Source organism: Hymenobacter baengnokdamensis (genome assembly GCF_008728635.1).
Taxonomy (GTDB): Bacteria; Bacteroidota; Bacteroidia; order Cytophagales; family Hymenobacteraceae; genus Hymenobacter; species Hymenobacter baengnokdamensis.
The window spans coordinates 2,976,125-2,990,656 of the sequence record NZ_CP044285.1 but is presented as its reverse complement, the minus strand read 5'-3'; the positions used below and the strand labels follow the sequence as shown (position 1 = coordinate 2,990,656).

The window sequence follows — 14,532 nt, the reverse complement described above, 5'->3', positions numbered from 1 at the left end:
ACGGCGGTTAGCTGAAGAAGCGCCACCGTACTCCAAACTGGAAGCGACGCGGGTAGCCCGTGTAGTAAGGCGTGGTAAAATAGCCATTGGCACCCAGCCCCTGGTTGAGGTAGGCCACTTTTATAAAGATGGAAGCCGAGCTGATATCGGCCGCCACAAAGGCGTTGGCCACCGCATAGCCACCCAGCTTAAACTGGTCCTGCACGTAAAACTGCTGGGTGCTGGGCGAATAGCCGTAGCCCCGAAACTCCGACTGGTAATAAAGCTCGCCGCCCACCTGCGCAAACAAAGCGTGCCCGAATACCCGGCGCTGGTAATAGACCCGCGACTCCGTGACGAAGGCCGGAATGCGCAGCCCCGGATTATCGTCACCAGCGCCTTTCGTGTAAGTGCCCTGGTTATCAAAGTATACATTACCTACCCGGAAGCGGTGGCGCGCAAACGCGATAAGCAGCTGCTTGCTGGTGCTCAGCTGAGCCGGCACCCCGGCCTGGTTATAATATACTAAATTGTTAATATTAACCACGGCCGCGCTTAGCTCGATACGGTGGTCGGCCAGCAGCGGCAGGCGCTGCTGCAGGCGCACGGTGAGCTGCTGGGTGGTCGTGTTGGCGAAGGCGGCCGCCGTGTTGTCCGAGAGGTTATTCCACTGGTAGTGATTGCCGAAAAACACCCGCTGGGTAAGGGTGGGCGAGTACGAATTGACCAGCGCCTCGGCCGATAACGGGCCGGTACGGATGCGCCCGCGCAACCAGTATTCGGCCCCGTTGCCCACTACTTTTACCGCGCCATTGTCGAGCGGCAAATACTCGCCCGCTACCTCAATGGCGTAAATGGTGTGGTAGTTGAATGAGGCCGTGCCCCCCAGAAAAAGCTGCCCGTAGTAGCGCGGCTTCACATTGAGGGTGTCGTTGGGCGAATTGCCCACGGCTACGAGGCGTGGGTTGGTACCCGACCGGCCCACCGGCGTGCTTTTCTCTTCCAGCCAGGCATTGCGGTAGCGCCCATACACGTTGTACTCGATGCGCTCAGTGCGGCCGAGCAGGCCGAAGGTGTTTTCAATTTGCCGGTAAGTGGCGCGGTCGTTGGTAGCCGTGGGGTTGCGCAGGGCATTATCATAAAATAGCAGATTACCACTCCCGTCGCGCGGCAAAGCAGTATCGGTATAGCCATTGTACTGCCGCCGGATATCGAATACATGATAGGCGGTGAAGCCCTTAGTGAGTAGTCGATAAGTCTGGAGCAGGTGCAGCGCGTCGCGGTCGTCGATGTTGTTGGCGGCCGTCAGGTACACCTGCTCGTTGCCGTAGTTGAAGAGTGAGTCAATAACCCCACCCAGCTTTTTTATACGGGCCTGCTCGGCCGCCGAGGGCTGGATACCGCCCTGCTCGCGGGTAGCCTGGCGGCTGGCCGAGTAGTTGGCCAATAGATGGTAGCGACCACTCTCGTTTTGGTAGCGACCGAATATAGTAAAATTATTATGTTCTACCTGGGCGCTGGCGGCGCTGGTGGCCAGTATCTGGTTGGAGGCAATGCGTTCATAATCAACCCCGATGCTGAAGTTCTTTTTCAGCGAGCGCGTGTAGCTTAGCTCGAATACCTGCTCGCCTGCCGAGCCCTGCACGTAGCGAAAAAAGGAATAGGGCGAGCGGCTGTCGTAATACGGCACCTCGCTGGCTTCGCGCACGTTGCGGTCAAACACGTTGCGGCCGAAGCGGGCCCCGAGCTGTAGATTGGGCTGGTACAGCAGCGGCCGCGAAGCCGAGCCAAACACGCCCAGGTCTTGCTGAAACGTAGTATCGTGCGTCCAGAATCGCGCCTGCGGCCATTGCGTGAGCGTAGTATCGAGGGGCGTGCCGCCCACCGAGTCGCGCCGCACTTCGGCCTCGTAGATGACGCGGGTAGTCTTGGGGCCATAAACCGCTTTGGTCGAGTCGTCGACAATCTGGGCACGGCCGGCCAGGGTGCTGGCCAGCACCAGCGTGAGCAGCAGCGTGAGCCAGCGGACTACGGCGAAGAAAGGAGAAACCATGTACAGAAAAAACACGCGGGGAGTAAGCTGGCGCACCAGGCTCAACGCGTAAAGATACTAGGGCTGGGCGGGCGCCGTAGCGGCGGCCACCACGGCGGCCAGCCGGGCCGCGCCCGCGCCCAGCAACGCCACGCGCACCGGAATCGTGTAGAACTGTAGCGCCCACTCCGGCCGGCCGGCCCACAAACCTGGGGCCGTGCGCTCGCTTAGGCGGGTAGCGTCTTTTTCGGTGGTGAAAACAGGCCAGCCGGGCTGCCAGTGCTTTTGCAGCGCCGCCAGGTCGGCTGGCTGAAACGCGTGGTGGTCGGGCAGGGCTTCGTGGTGCATAATGGTGTACCCCTGGCTTTCGAGGTAGCTGCGCAAAGGGCCGGGCTGGGCAATGCCCGTGAGCAGCAGCGCCGGGCCGGGGCCGGGCGGCGGGCCCGGCTCCGCGCCCACCCACTCAGCCCCGACTTCTACCAATTCGGTAGCCAGCGGCACTGGCTCGGCGTAAGCATAGCTCGAAAACATGATAACTGCCCCCGGCCGGGCATAGCGTCGCACCTGGGCCTCGGCGGTAGCCTGGTCGTGGGCCGATAAGCCGGGCGGGCATTTGGTCAGGATAACTACATCGGCGCGGGCGGCCCCGGCGCGTGCTTCGCGCAAGCGGCCGGCGGGCAGCACACAATCGGTGTAGAAGGGCCGGGCCAGCTCGGTGAGCAGAATATTGAGCGTGGGCCGCACGCGGCGGTGCTGATACGCGTCGTCGAGCACCACGCAGGTCAGCTCGGGGTGGTGTTGGCGCAGCAGGTCGAGCCCCAGCTGGCGGTTTTCGGCCACCGCCACCGGCACGCGCTGGTGGTTGAACTCCTGGAAATACTGGCAGGGCTCATCCCCTATCGTGGCGGCCGAGTCGGCAGGCGTAGCCAGGCGCGGGCCTTTGGTCTGGCGGCCGTAGCCCCGGCTCAATATGGCCGGCTGCTGGCCCTGGCGCAGCAGCTCCTGCACCAGCCAGGCAACGTGGGGCGTTTTGCCGGTGCCGCCCACCCGCAGGTTGCCCACGTTGAGCAGCGGCACCCAGCCGGCGGCCGAGCGCTTGTAGCCGTGGTCGTAGAGCCAGTTGCGCCCGGCCAGCACGGCAGCGTAAAGCCAGGAAAAGGGAAGCAGCAGCCAGGCAAGCATGGGGCAAAGGTCGGGCCGGCAGCCGACCTTTGCCCCATGCCCGACTTCGCCACCCGCCTGCTTCAGCTGCTCGCCACTTTTCCGCTGCCCGCCACGCCGCTGCCCCTGGGTGTAGAAGCCCGCAGCTCTTACCAGGAGCCGGAGGTGCAAGACCTTATGCGCCGGTTTGCGCAGCGCTTTTACCGCGCTAATCACCAGCGCGTTGGCATTTTCGGCATCAATCCCGGCCGCTTCGGGGGTGGCCGAACCGGCATCTCGTTTACCGACCCGGTGGCGCTCAGCGACAGCTGCGGCATCACGCACGACCTTCCGCAAAAGCGCCGCGAGCTGTCGAGCGAGTTCGTGTATAAATTTATTGCGGAGCTGGGCGGCCCGGCCGAGTTTTACGACCACTTTTTCCTCAGCGCAGTGTACCCGCTGGAGCTGACGCGCGAAGGCAAAAACTACAATTATTACGATGCGCCGGCTATCATTAAAGCTCTGTGGCCCGACATGCGGCGCTCGCTTACCAGCCAGGCCGAGCAGCTGAACCTCCGCCGCGACGTGGCCGTAAGCCTGGGCCGCCGCAACGGTGAATTCCTGCAAAAGCTTAATAACGAGCTGGGTTTGTTTGAGCGCATTGAAATTCTCGACCACCCGCGCTTTCTGATGCAGTACCGCCGCAAGCGGCTGGCCGAAAACGTGGCCAGGTATGTAGAAGTATTGGGAAGTCTTGTTCACCAATAAATATTATAAATTTACTATATTTATAAACTATCTACCAGCCCTTCCCTACCTTCCGCTTTCGTGAGCTTGTTAACTGTTATTTGCTAAATGATAACTGTAAGAGACCTGGCCCGCCTGCTCGAAACCACAGCGCCCCTGGCCTACCAGGAAAGCTACGATAATGCTGGCCTGCAATGCGGCCTGCTCACGGCCGGAATCACCGGCGTACTCATTGCCCTCGACTGCACGCCGGCCGTGGTGGCCGAAGCGGCGCGGCGCGGCTGCAACGTGGTGCTGTGCCACCACCCGGTTATTTTTCGGCCGCTCAGGCGGCTTACCGGCCAGGGCCTGGTAGAGCAAACCATTATGGCCGCGCTCAAGGCCGATGTGGCCATCTACGCGGCCCACACCAACCTCGACAACGTGCGCCAGGGCGTCAATGCCCGGCTAGCCCAAAAGCTGGGGCTGGTCAACACCCGCATTCTGGCGCCCCAAACCGGCACGCTGGCCCGGCTCATCACGTACGTGCCCGACCAGGCCGATGCCGATGGCCAGCAGCTGTCAGACAAAGTATTGCAGGCGTTATATACTGCCGGGGCGGGCCAGGTCGGCAACTACCGCGAGTGCAGCTTCCAAACGCCGGGCCTGGGCACCTTTACGCCGGGGGCCGGCTCTCGCCCCGCCATCGGCATCGAAAACCAGCCCGCCTCCGTAGCCGAAACCAAAGTTGAGGTGCTGCTGCCCCTGCACCGCCAGGCGGCCGTGCTGGCCGCACTGCGCCAAACCCATCCGTATGAAGAAGTAGCCTACGAGCTGATAAAGCTCGAGAATGAGCACCAGGATGTGGGCGCGGGCCTGGTGGGCGAATTGCCCAAGCCGCTGAGTCCGCTCGATTTTCGCCAGCACCTGAAGGCCGTGCTGGGCGTGCCCGTGGTCAAGCACACGGCATTTGACAAACCCATTAAAAAAGTGGCGCTGTGCGGGGGCGCGGGCAGCTTCCTGACCGGCGCGGCCGTGGCGGCCGGCGCCGATGCTTACGTGACGGGCGACGTGAAGTACCACGAGTTTTTTGCGCCCGAGGGCCGGCTGCTGCTCTGCGACGTGGGGCACTTTGAGAGCGAGCAATTTACGGGCGAGCTATTCCGCGATTTGCTGCTGGCAGCGTTCGGTCGTACTTTTGCGGTCTTATTCGCTGAAACTTCCACGAATCCCGTTCAGTATGACTGCTAATTCCGCCGCCGTGGTAAATCCGGCCGACGCGCCTATTTCCGCCAAGCTCGAAGCTTTACTCAACCTGCAACGCATTGATTCGCAGCTCGATGAGATTCGGCGTGTACGAGGCGACCTGCCCGAAGAAGTACGCGACCTCGAAGATGAGATTGCCGGTTACGAAGCCCGCGTAAAGCGCTTCGACGAAGAAATCAGCGGCCTGCAGGACCAGATTAAGCAGCGCAAAGCCGCTACGAAAGAGGCCGAAGGCCTCATCAAGCGCTACGAAGAGCAGCAAACCAACGTCCGCAACAACCGCGAGTACGAGGCTATTGCCAAAGAAGTAGAGCTGCAGCGCCTCGAAATTCAGATTTCAGACAAGAAAATCAAGGAGGCGCAGTACCTCATCGAGCAGCGCAACACCGAAGCCAACGTGACGCGCCTGCGCCTCGATGAGCGCCGCAAAGACCTCGACACCAAGAAAAGCGAGCTCGACACCATCGTGGCCGAGAACGAAGCCGAGGAAAAGCAGCTCGTTGCGGAGCGCGAAACGGCTATTCAGCCCGTAGAAGCCCGCCTGCTGACGGCCTACGACCGCATCCGGGGTAATATGCGCAACCGCCTGGCGGTGGTGCTGGTGCGCCGCGATGCCTGCGGCGGCTGCTTCAACACGGTGCCCCCACAGCGCCAGGCCGACATTATCTCGCACAAGAAAATCATCGTGTGCGAGCACTGCGGCCGCATTCTGGCCGATGTGGAAGGCCGGGCCGCGGTCAATGCCTAAGCTCTAGCTTGTATTTCAAAGAAGAGGAACGGCTACGGTCGTTCCTTTTTTTATCGCCCTTACATTTTGACGGAAATTACCACCGGGCTACGCCAGAGACTTCGCCGGGGCGCGTGGAGCGTGGTAGTGAGCCTGTTGGCTACTACGGCCGGCCTCAGTGCGCCGCCTGGTGCCCCCCGCCAGGCGCTGGCCCCGCAGCCGCTACCCGATGCCACGCCAGCCCCGGAAACGCTTTCGCCCGCCGCCCGCCACGCCTACGCCGAGCTGCTGAAGCTGAAAGTGAGCACCTGCCGCCAGCTGCTGGCGGCCGAGCCGGCGCGCGCGCCCGGTACGCTGCTGGTAGCCGACTGCGCCGATTTTGTAGAGCTGCTTATCAGCCAGGATGCCAGCCACTACGAGGCTAACCAGGCTGCGCACGACAAGCGGCTGGCAGTCCTGGAAAAAGCACCGGGCAGCGCCCTGCGCGACTATGTGCAGGCCGAGATTCGGCTGCACCAGGCACTGAGTCAGATTGTCTTTCACCACGAGGTGCGCGGCGCCTGGAACCTGCGCCAGGCGGCCCTGCTGGTGCAAGCCGCCGCGCAGCGCTACCCAGCTTATTTGCCTATTCGCAAAACCCTGGGGCTATGCCAGTTCGGTATCGGCTCGCTGCCGGAGGGCTACCACTGGTTTTTGCGGCTGCTGGGCCTGAGCGGCAGCGTGGAGCAAGGCTTGCAAAACCTGGGCCGGGCGGCGGCGCAACCCCACGATTTCCAGCCCGAAAGCCAGATTTTGCTCGCGCTTATTCGGGAAGCGTATTATAAAAAAGGCAATGAGAGCCTGTTATTGGTGCTAAGGCTGGCAAGCGAGCAGCCCGATAATTTGCTCTTTAGCTACCTGGTTATCAGCCTGCAAAAGCGCCAGCACCACGGCGAGCAGGCGCTGGCGGCCTACCGCGCCCGGCCTACCGGCGCGGCCTACCTGCCCCTGGCCTACCTGCACCACCTGGCTGCCGACCTACTGCTTTATCGCGGCGACTATGCCAGCTCCATCACCGAAAACCAGCAGTTTCTGCACGAGTACCGGGGTGAGTATTATCGCAAGGATGCGGCTTTCAAGCTTTACCTGGCCGCCTGGCTGGGGGGGGCTCCCGCGGCCGCGACCGAACGCTATCGCCAGCAAATCAACCAGGCCGGGCCGCTTACCATTGAGGAAGATATCTACGCCCAGCGCTTCTACCACGACGCTCAACTGCTCAACCCCGTGCTGACCCATGCCCGCCTGCAAACCGATGGCGGCTACTATACCCAGGCGCTGAGCACCTTGCAGCAATTTCATTCTACTCCCGCTACACCCGTGCGCGACCAGCTGGAAGCGCCCTACCGCCGCGCCCGCGTGTGGGAAGGCCTGGGCCGCCTCGATTCGGCCCAGGCCGACTACCAGCTCACCCTGCGCCGGTCGGCCGTGCTGGGCGACCCCGCTTACTACTTCGCGCCGCAGTCGGCTTTGCAGCTCGGCTACCTGGCGCAGGCAGCCGGCCAGCGGCCAGCGGCCAAAGCCTATTTTAAGCAGGCGATGGCCTACCCCAGGCACGAATACAAAAACAGCACCGACCAGAAAGCCAAACTGGCTCTGCGGGGGTTATAGTGGAAGCTTTATGTTGACCATCCCGCTCGCCAGCCTGCCCACCGACTTCCGCGCCCGCGCCTTGCAGTGGGCGGCGCATTTTCTACATTGCGCTTATTATGAGCCCAATAACTTGCAGGCTTCGGCGGCCGGCACGTTTACGCGGCTGCTGGCGGTAGCCAACGCGACGCTCCCTGCCCCGCATAAGCTGGCCGAGCTACCTGCGCACCTAAGTGGGCCGCCCTACCAGCTTCCCCGCTGCGGCTTTATCACGTATGATGTTAAGAATGAGATTGAAGCGCTGAGTAGCAACAATTTCTCCGGTCTTAATTGGCCGGCGCTGCACTTCTTTCTGCCCGAAACCTACCTGTACTGGCAGGACGATATGCTGGTGATTGAGGGCACGACAACCAACGTGCTGGCCACCATTCTGGCTACGCCCGTGCCGGCCGCCGGCCGCCCCGCAGTGCCGCCGCTGCGGGCGCGCATGCCCCGCACCGATTACCTGCAAGCCGTTGAAAACGTGCGCCAGGATATTCTTACTGGGGAGGTGTACGAGTTGAATTTGTGCCAGGAATTTTACGCCGAAAACGTGCAGCTCGACCCGGTTGCCACGTTCTGGCGGCTCAACGAGGCATCACCAGCCCCGTACGCGGGCTTTCTGCGCTACCACGACCATTATTTGCTATGCGCCTCACCGGAATGTTTTGTACATAGTAAAAATAATATTATTACCTCGCAGCCCATAAAGGGAACGCGGCGCCGCGGCTCCACCCCGGCCGATGATGAGCAGCAGCGCCTCACCCTGCTGCACGACGAAAAAGAGCGCGCCGAAAACCTGATGATAGTGGACCTCGTGCGCAATGACCTCGCCCGCGTGGCGCGCACCGGCACCGTCGAAGTGCCCGAGCTATTTGGCACCTACGGCTTTAAGCAGGTTTGGCAATTGATTTCGACCGTCACGGCAGAGCTACGGCCGGGCGTGGACCTGGCCGACATTCTGCGCGCTACCTTCCCGATGGGCTCGATGACGGGCGCGCCCAAAATCAGGGCTATGCAGCTTATTGAATATTACGAAGCCAGCCGGCGCGGCCTCTACAGCGGCAGCTTCGGCTTTGTGTGGCCCGATGGCGAATTTGAGTTCAACGTCGTGATTCGCAGCCTGCAATACCGCGCCGATACCGGCTACCTTAGCCTGCAAGTCGGCTCGGCCATCACGTATGACTCCGTGCCGGAGCACGAGTACCAGGAATGCCTGCTGAAAGCGCAGGGCGTGCTCGAAGCGCTGCAAACCAGCCTCAGCAAGACGTAAGTTCAAAACCAGGAACTAACCGCCACCTGCCATTCTGTCATTTTTTGTATCTTTGTTACCCGCCCCGCATCCGGCCGGAGCATCTTGCCTGCTATGTCTCAACCGCTCATTACGTTAGATTTTCTTGCTACTGCACCCGCACCCGACGCGGCGGCCCTGCCCACCGACGTGCGCGTGAGCGCCGCCACCCGCACCGGCGCGGGCCGCAAGCTCTACATCGAGAGCTACGGCTGCCAGATGAACTTCTCAGATTCCGAAATCGTGTCCAGCATCCTGGCGGCGGAAGGGTTCGATACGACCGAAGACCTCGCCACCGCCGACCTGGTGCTGCTCAATACCTGCTCCATCCGCGAGAAGGCCGAGCAGACGGTGCGCATGCGCCTCACCCAAATCAACTCGCATAAAAAGCGCCGGCCGGGCATGCTCGTGGGCGTGCTGGGCTGCATGGCCGAGCGCCTCAAAAGCCGGTTTTTGGAAGAAGAGAAAATCGTGGACCTCGTGGTGGGCCCCGACGCCTACCGCGACCTTCCCCAGCTCATTGCGCAGATTGATGGGGGTCAGAAGGCCGTCAACGTGCTGCTGAGCCGCGAAGAAACCTACGCCGATATCACGCCCGTGCGCCTCAACTCGAACGGCGTATCGGCCTTCATCAGCATCATGCGGGGCTGCGACAATATGTGCTCGTTTTGCGTGGTGCCCTTCACCCGCGGGCGCGAGCGCAGCCGCGATGCGCATAGCATTGTGCAGGAAGCCCGCGACCTGGTGGCCGCTGGCTACAAGGAAGTTACCCTGCTCGGCCAAAACGTCGACAGCTACAAGTGGGCCAGCGCCGATGGCCAGGAGCACGTCAACTTTGCCCAGCTGCTGGAGCGCGTAGCGCTCGTGAGCCCGCAGCTGCGGGTACGCTTTTCGACCTCGCACCCCAAGGATATTACCGACGAGGTGCTGCACACCATGGCGCGGCACGACAACATCTGCAAGTACCTGCATCTGCCCGCCCAGAGCGGCAACTCGCGCGTGCTGGCGCTAATGAACCGGACCTACGACCGGGCCTGGTACGAGGAGCGCGTGGCGGCCGTGCGCCGCATCCTGGGCGACGACTGTGCCATCTCGACGGATATGATTGCCGGCTTCTGCTCCGAGACGGAAGAAGAGCATCAGGATACGCTGAGCCTTATCGACCATGTTCAATATGACATGGCTTATATGTTTTTCTACTCGGAGCGCCCCGGCACCCTGGCCGCCCGCAAGCTCGCCGATGACGTGCCGCTGGAAGTAAAAAAGCGCCGACTTCAGGAAATAATCGACCGCCAGCAGGCCCACAGCCGGGCCCGCTACGAGCGCGGGGTGGGCCGCGTGCACCAGGTGCTGGTCGAGAATTTCTCCAAACGCTCGAAAGACGACCTCAGCGGCCGCAACAGCCAGAACCAGGTAGTGATTTTCCCGAAAGGCAATTTTCAGAAAGGCGACTATGTCAACGTGCTGGTGCACACGAATACGGGGGGCTCGCTGCTGGGTGAGGCAGTCTAGCTCAACTTTTTATTCATCACTAATGACAGGTCCCTTTAGCGGCTTACTTATTTGGCAAGCTCTCCAGTTGCTGACTGGCGGTTTCATCGCCTTTTTGGTCATTCGTCTGTTATGGCGCATGAACTTTTCTAAAAAATAACTTCATCGGACTGAGTCGGTTAGGCTTGGTCTAGCCAATGACAAATCAAGAGATTCAATCCATCAAGCAGCGCTTCGGCATCATCGGCAATGCGCCGGCGCTGAACTACGCCATTCAGGTAGCCGCGCAGGTTGCGCCGACCGACATGACCGTGCTCATCACCGGCGAAAGCGGGTCGGGCAAGGAGTCGTTTTCCAAGATTATCCACGCCCTGTCGCCGCGCAAGCACGGGCAGTTTATCGCCATCAACTGCGGCGCCATTCCGGAAGGCACTATCGACTCGGAGCTGTTTGGGCACGAAAAAGGCGCATTTACGGGGGCTAATGAAGCTCGCAAGGGCTATTTTGAAGTGACCGACGGTGGCACCATCTTTCTGGATGAGATTGCCGAAATGCCGCTGGGCACCCAGGCCCGCCTGCTGCGCGTGCTCGAAAACGGCGAGTTTATCCGGGTGGGTAGCAGCAAGGTTCAGAAAACCGACGTGCGCGTAGTGGCCGCCACCAACGTGAATCTGCTCGACCGCGTGCAGGCCGGCAAGTTCCGCGAAGACCTCTACTACCGGCTTAACACGGTGCCGATTACGGTGCCGTCCCTGCGCGAGCGCGGCGACGATATTTACCTGCTATTCCGCAAATTCACCGCTGATTTTTCGGAGAAACATCGGGTAAAACCTATATCTCTTACGCCCGACGCGGTCCGGCTGCTTACCCGGTTTCGGTTTCCGGGCAACATTCGCCAGCTTAAGAACCTGGCCGAGCAGATTTCGGTGCTTGAGTTGGAGCGGGAAGTCGATGCCGCCCGCCTGACTACCTATTTGCCGGCCGCCCAAACGTCGCTGTTGCCGGCCCTGCTGCCCGGCCACAGCACCGGCAATGATTTTAGCTCTTATTCGGAGCGCGATATTCTGTACCGGCTGCTGTTCGACATGCGCCGCGACATGACCGACCTTAAAAAAGTGGTGCTGGAGCTGGCCACCGGCAACCGCCCCGCCACTACTGATACCCAGGAGCTGCTGCGGCAGAACAGCCATTTATTTAACAACTTAAACGAGCCGCTGCCCCACCCGGCCCCGGATGGGGCAGCCGAAAGCAACGGCTATTACCTGCCGGCCAGCCCGGCCGCGCCGCTGCGGGTAGATGTAAGCTCGGTGGGTAACTATGCCGACGAGGACGATACCGACCACACCGAAGACATTTCGCACGAAACTGAGGAGGAAACCCTGTCGCTCGATGCAATTGAGAAAGAGATGATTCTCAAGGCCTTGAAGAAGCATCACAACAAACGCAAATATGCGGCCCAGGACCTGGGCATCTCGGAGCGCACCCTCTACCGCAAGCTCAAGCAATATGACCTGGAATCGGCTTAAAACCACCCGCCGCCAGGCGCTGGGCCTGCTGGCGCTGCCCTTGCTCCTGCTCAGCAGTTGCGGCGTGTATTCGTTCAACGGCACCAACATCGACCCGGCGGTTAAAACGATTTCCATTCAGACCTTCCAGAATACTGCGCCCAACGCGCCGGCGTATCTGTCGCAGCGCTTTACCGAAGATATTAAGGACTATTTTCAGCGTAATACCACCCTTAAGCTGGTGCCGCGCGATGGCGACCTGCAATTTGAAGGTACTATTGTGGCCTACGACTTTGCTCCGGCGGCCATTCAGCAGGCCGGCGGACTGCCCAGCGCGGGAGCCAACCGCCTCACCATTCAGGTGCAGCTGCGCTTTACCAACACCAAGAATAATAAGCAGGACTTCGAGCAGACTTTCCAGAGCCAGCGCGATTTCGCTTCTACGCAGGATATTGCGTCCATAAACAACGATTTGGCATCAGTTCGCGAAATCACGCGCAATATTATCAGCGATATGTTCAACAAATCGGTGGCCAACTGGTAGCGCTCGAACAATCTATAGCATTGACTAATAGGCTTTAAACGCCAGCTACGCCACCCAACGCCCTCCTTCTCACCCACGCATGACCCGCGCCTCGCTTTTACAGCTCCTAACCCATCCTTCGACTCTCAACGGGGCCGATACGCGTGCGTTGGAGCAGTTGGCCGAGGCCTTCCCCTACTGCCAAACGGCTCACCTGCTGCTGGCCAAAGCGGCGCACGACCAAAGCTCTATGCTGGCCGGCCAGCGCCTGCGCCGGGCCGCCACTTATGCCGCCGACCGCACGCGCCTGCGCCAGCTGATAGAGCAGCCCGCCCCGTCAATAGCAGTAGCTGAGCCGGCACTTGCCGAAGTAGAGGCGTCTATCGCCATGCCGGAGCGAGCGGCAGCGCCTGCGCTAGTTGAGGTTCCGGGCCCTAAGCCTACTGCCATTGCTCCGGAAAACGAGGTTTTCGCTGAGCAACCGCTCCTCGTAGTAGCGCCAACCGACGAGCCCGACCAGGTAATTGGGGCAGCAGCACCGGCCACCTTGCCCCAAGCAGTGGTTTCTGAGCTGCCGCCTGAGACAGAAGCAGAGCTGCCGGCCCAGGCTCCGCCCATCCGCCCGCCGGCCGAGGCCGAGGTAGCCCGCCATGAGTTTGGGCTGGCTGATGAAGAGCCGGCCGAGCTACTGGCTTATCGCCTGCCAGAGCCAGTCGAGCCAGCTGGTGCTAGTACTGCTGCCACTGTGGCGCCCACTCCTGCGCTGCCGGCGTATAGCGGTGTGCCTGAGGTAGGCTACGCCCCCGCCGAGGGGAGCCGGCTGGGCTTTTGCCTGGTAGCTCCCCTCCCCACTGACTTACTGCCCAGTGCCAGCCTGCCGCCTACTGGCGAGTTTTTTGAGCCCGATGGCCTCCTGCTGGCGCACCTGGCGGCCCATCAGCCCTCAACGCTACCCAAGCCCAGCTCTCTCGACCTGATTAACAGCTTCTTACAGCGTGCGCCGGCCCCGCAGCGGCGGCGCGTAGCTCCGTTGCCCTCGGCTCCCGAGCCCGACGCCCAGGCCGACCTCTCGGTGCGCAGCACCCGCGCGGAGCCCGACCTGGCATCGGAAAGCCTGGCTAAAATATTGGCCCGCCAGGGAAAAAATGACCGCGCCATTGCAGTTTATGAGCGCCTGATGGTGAAACACCCAGAAAAAATGGCGTACTTTGCAGCCCAAATTGAATCTTTGCGCCCGTCGGCGTAGCTTTTACTTTTTTCCATGTACCTCGCGTTAGTCATTTTCATTCTGCTCGTGTGCTTCCTACTGGCCTTGGTAGTGTTAGCCCAAAATCCTCAGGGCGGCGGCCTTAGCAGCCAGTTTGGTGCGAGCGGCACCGCCAACCTCATGGGCGTTAAGCGTACCGGTGACTTGCTGGAAAAGCTAACCTGGGGCTTCGCCGTGGGCCTGATTGTATTATCGCTGGCTACCCACATGGTTGGCGGCGGCAGCAACGGCCCTATCCAGAGCGTCAACCAGCAGGCTGCCAAGAAAGCAGTTGTGCCGGTAGCCCCGGCTGCCCCGGCCCCTGGTGCAGCAGCCCCGGCCACCCAGCAGCCGGCCGCGCCGATAACGGCCCCACAGCCGGCTAAATAAGCCTCTTTTTCTATATTCAAGCAAAAAGCCAGTGGCCCCGTTCCGACGGAGCCACTGGCTTTTTGCTTGGTCGGCGGGGTGTTGGCCGCCTTGGTCTGCCAATCCGGCTAGTTGTGGCGCACATTCTGTCAGGTTTGGGCGGTTGGCACATTTCGTGTCAATCGCCGCAGCAGAAGTTCCGACTTCTTATTTATCCAAAACATCCATTTCCCCTTTCAACCAATGGCACTGAGCATTAAACCGCTGGCCGACCGCGTGGTCATTAAAGCCGCCGCCGCCGAAGCCACCACCAAGTCTGGCATCATCATTCCCGATACTGCCAAGGAGAAGCCCCAGCGTGGCGAAGTAGTAGCCGTAGGCGAAGGTCGCACTGCCGACAGCGGCAGCCTCATCAAGCCCCAGGTGAAAACCGGCGACCAGGTATTGTACGGCAAGTGGACCGGCACCGAAATCACCCTGGACGGCGAGGACTACCTCATCATGCAGGAGAAGGACATTCTGGCCGTTCTTTAAAGTTAAGGTGCCAAATGTGGCTAAGTAGAAAGATGTAC

General features: G+C 60.9%; 13 protein-coding genes. 11 read left to right on the top strand and 2 right to left on the bottom strand.

The annotated features are described in order from the left end of the window. Window positions 1-7 precede the first annotated feature (7 nt). Window positions 8-2,032: a putative porin gene (locus F6X24_RS12795; RefSeq protein WP_151088374.1), complete on the bottom strand. Its 2,025-nt coding sequence runs from the start codon at window positions 2,030-2,032 to the stop codon at window positions 8-10. A gap of 57 nt (window positions 2,033-2,089) precedes the next feature. Beyond that, on the bottom strand, window positions 2,090-3,193 hold the full coding sequence (gene lpxK, locus F6X24_RS12790; RefSeq protein ID WP_151088373.1) for a tetraacyldisaccharide 4'-kinase: 1,104 nt from the start codon (window positions 3,191-3,193) through the stop codon (window positions 2,090-2,092). Window positions 3,194-3,229: 36 nt separating this feature from the next. Here lpxK and F6X24_RS12785 point away from each other — a divergent pair, with 36 nt between their 5' ends. The 11 genes from F6X24_RS12785 (at window position 3,230) to groES (ending at window position 14,494) form a co-directional block, all read left to right on the top strand. Continuing rightward, window positions 3,230-3,919 carry a uracil-DNA glycosylase family protein gene (locus F6X24_RS12785; RefSeq protein WP_151088372.1) on the top strand — a complete coding sequence of 230 codons (690 nt, stop codon included), beginning with the start codon at window positions 3,230-3,232 and terminating at the stop codon, window positions 3,917-3,919. 87 nt (window positions 3,920-4,006) lie between these two features. After that, window positions 4,007-5,128, top strand: coding sequence for a Nif3-like dinuclear metal center hexameric protein (locus F6X24_RS12780; protein ID WP_151088371.1), 1,122 nt, complete (start codon window positions 4,007-4,009; stop codon window positions 5,126-5,128). Continuing rightward, window positions 5,118-5,891 carry a zinc ribbon domain-containing protein gene (locus tag F6X24_RS12775; protein WP_151088370.1) on the top strand — a complete coding sequence of 258 codons (774 nt, stop codon included), beginning with the start codon at window positions 5,118-5,120 and terminating at the stop codon, window positions 5,889-5,891. The genes F6X24_RS12780 and F6X24_RS12775 overlap by 11 nt, the downstream gene beginning before the upstream one ends. 66 nt (window positions 5,892-5,957) lie before the next feature. Further along, window positions 5,958-7,517, top strand: coding sequence for a tetratricopeptide repeat protein (locus F6X24_RS12770; RefSeq protein WP_151088369.1), 1,560 nt, complete (start codon window positions 5,958-5,960; stop codon window positions 7,515-7,517). A gap of 10 nt (window positions 7,518-7,527) precedes the next feature. After that, window positions 7,528-8,808: an anthranilate synthase component I family protein gene (locus F6X24_RS12765; RefSeq protein ID WP_151088368.1), complete on the top strand. Its 1,281-nt coding sequence runs from the start codon at window positions 7,528-7,530 to the stop codon at window positions 8,806-8,808. Between the two features lie 93 nt (window positions 8,809-8,901). Further along, complete coding sequence (gene miaB, locus F6X24_RS12760; protein ID WP_151088367.1) at window positions 8,902-10,338, top strand: tRNA (N6-isopentenyl adenosine(37)-C2)-methylthiotransferase MiaB; 1,437 nt, start codon at window positions 8,902-8,904, stop codon at window positions 10,336-10,338. Window positions 10,339-10,514: 176 nt separating this feature from the next. Continuing rightward, window positions 10,515-11,843: a sigma-54 interaction domain-containing protein gene (locus F6X24_RS12755; protein ID WP_151088366.1), complete on the top strand. Its 1,329-nt coding sequence runs from the start codon at window positions 10,515-10,517 to the stop codon at window positions 11,841-11,843. Further along, window positions 11,824-12,366, top strand: a complete 543-nt coding sequence (locus F6X24_RS12750) for an LptE family protein (protein ID WP_151088365.1) — start codon at window positions 11,824-11,826, stop codon at window positions 12,364-12,366. Before F6X24_RS12755 ends, F6X24_RS12750 begins: the two co-directional genes overlap by 20 nt. A gap of 79 nt (window positions 12,367-12,445) precedes the next feature. Then, a complete protein-coding gene (locus F6X24_RS12745) occupies window positions 12,446-13,591 on the top strand; it encodes a hypothetical protein (RefSeq protein ID WP_151088364.1) in 1,146 nt (381 codons plus the stop codon). A 15-nt stretch (window positions 13,592-13,606) separates the two neighbouring features. Then, window positions 13,607-13,981: a preprotein translocase subunit SecG gene (secG, locus tag F6X24_RS12740; RefSeq protein ID WP_151088363.1), complete on the top strand. Its 375-nt coding sequence runs from the start codon at window positions 13,607-13,609 to the stop codon at window positions 13,979-13,981. A gap of 222 nt (window positions 13,982-14,203) precedes the next feature. Continuing rightward, entirely contained in the window at window positions 14,204-14,494 is a 291-nt protein-coding gene (gene groES / locus F6X24_RS12735; protein WP_197487401.1) for a co-chaperone GroES, read from the top strand. The last annotated feature ends 38 nt before the right edge of the window (window positions 14,495-14,532 follow it).

Excerpts from the sequence above, each read along its gene's own strand:
- groES (WP_197487401.1), top strand. The coding sequence starts at position 14,204 with ATGGCACTGAGCATTAAACCGCTGGCCGACCGCGTGGTCATTAAAGCC.
- F6X24_RS12780 (WP_151088371.1), top strand. The coding sequence starts at position 4,007 with ATGATAACTGTAAGAGACCTGGCCCGCCTGCTCGAAACCACAGCGCCC.
- F6X24_RS12785 (WP_151088372.1), top strand. The coding sequence starts at position 3,230 with ATGCCCGACTTCGCCACCCGCCTGCTTCAGCTGCTCGCCACTTTTCCG.
- lpxK (WP_151088373.1), bottom strand. The coding sequence starts at position 3,193 with ATGCTTGCCTGGCTGCTGCTTCCCTTTTCCTGGCTTTACGCTGCCGTG.
- F6X24_RS12755 (WP_151088366.1), top strand. The coding sequence starts at position 10,515 with ATGACAAATCAAGAGATTCAATCCATCAAGCAGCGCTTCGGCATCATC.
- secG (WP_151088363.1), top strand. The coding sequence starts at position 13,607 with ATGTACCTCGCGTTAGTCATTTTCATTCTGCTCGTGTGCTTCCTACTG.
- F6X24_RS12750 (WP_151088365.1), top strand. The coding sequence starts at position 11,824 with ATGACCTGGAATCGGCTTAAAACCACCCGCCGCCAGGCGCTGGGCCTG.
- F6X24_RS12775 (WP_151088370.1), top strand. The coding sequence starts at position 5,118 with ATGACTGCTAATTCCGCCGCCGTGGTAAATCCGGCCGACGCGCCTATT.
- F6X24_RS12795 (WP_151088374.1), bottom strand. The coding sequence starts at position 2,032 with ATGGTTTCTCCTTTCTTCGCCGTAGTCCGCTGGCTCACGCTGCTGCTC.
- miaB (WP_151088367.1), top strand. The coding sequence starts at position 8,902 with ATGTCTCAACCGCTCATTACGTTAGATTTTCTTGCTACTGCACCCGCA.
- F6X24_RS12765 (WP_151088368.1), top strand. The coding sequence starts at position 7,528 with ATGTTGACCATCCCGCTCGCCAGCCTGCCCACCGACTTCCGCGCCCGC.
- F6X24_RS12745 (WP_151088364.1), top strand. The coding sequence starts at position 12,446 with ATGACCCGCGCCTCGCTTTTACAGCTCCTAACCCATCCTTCGACTCTC.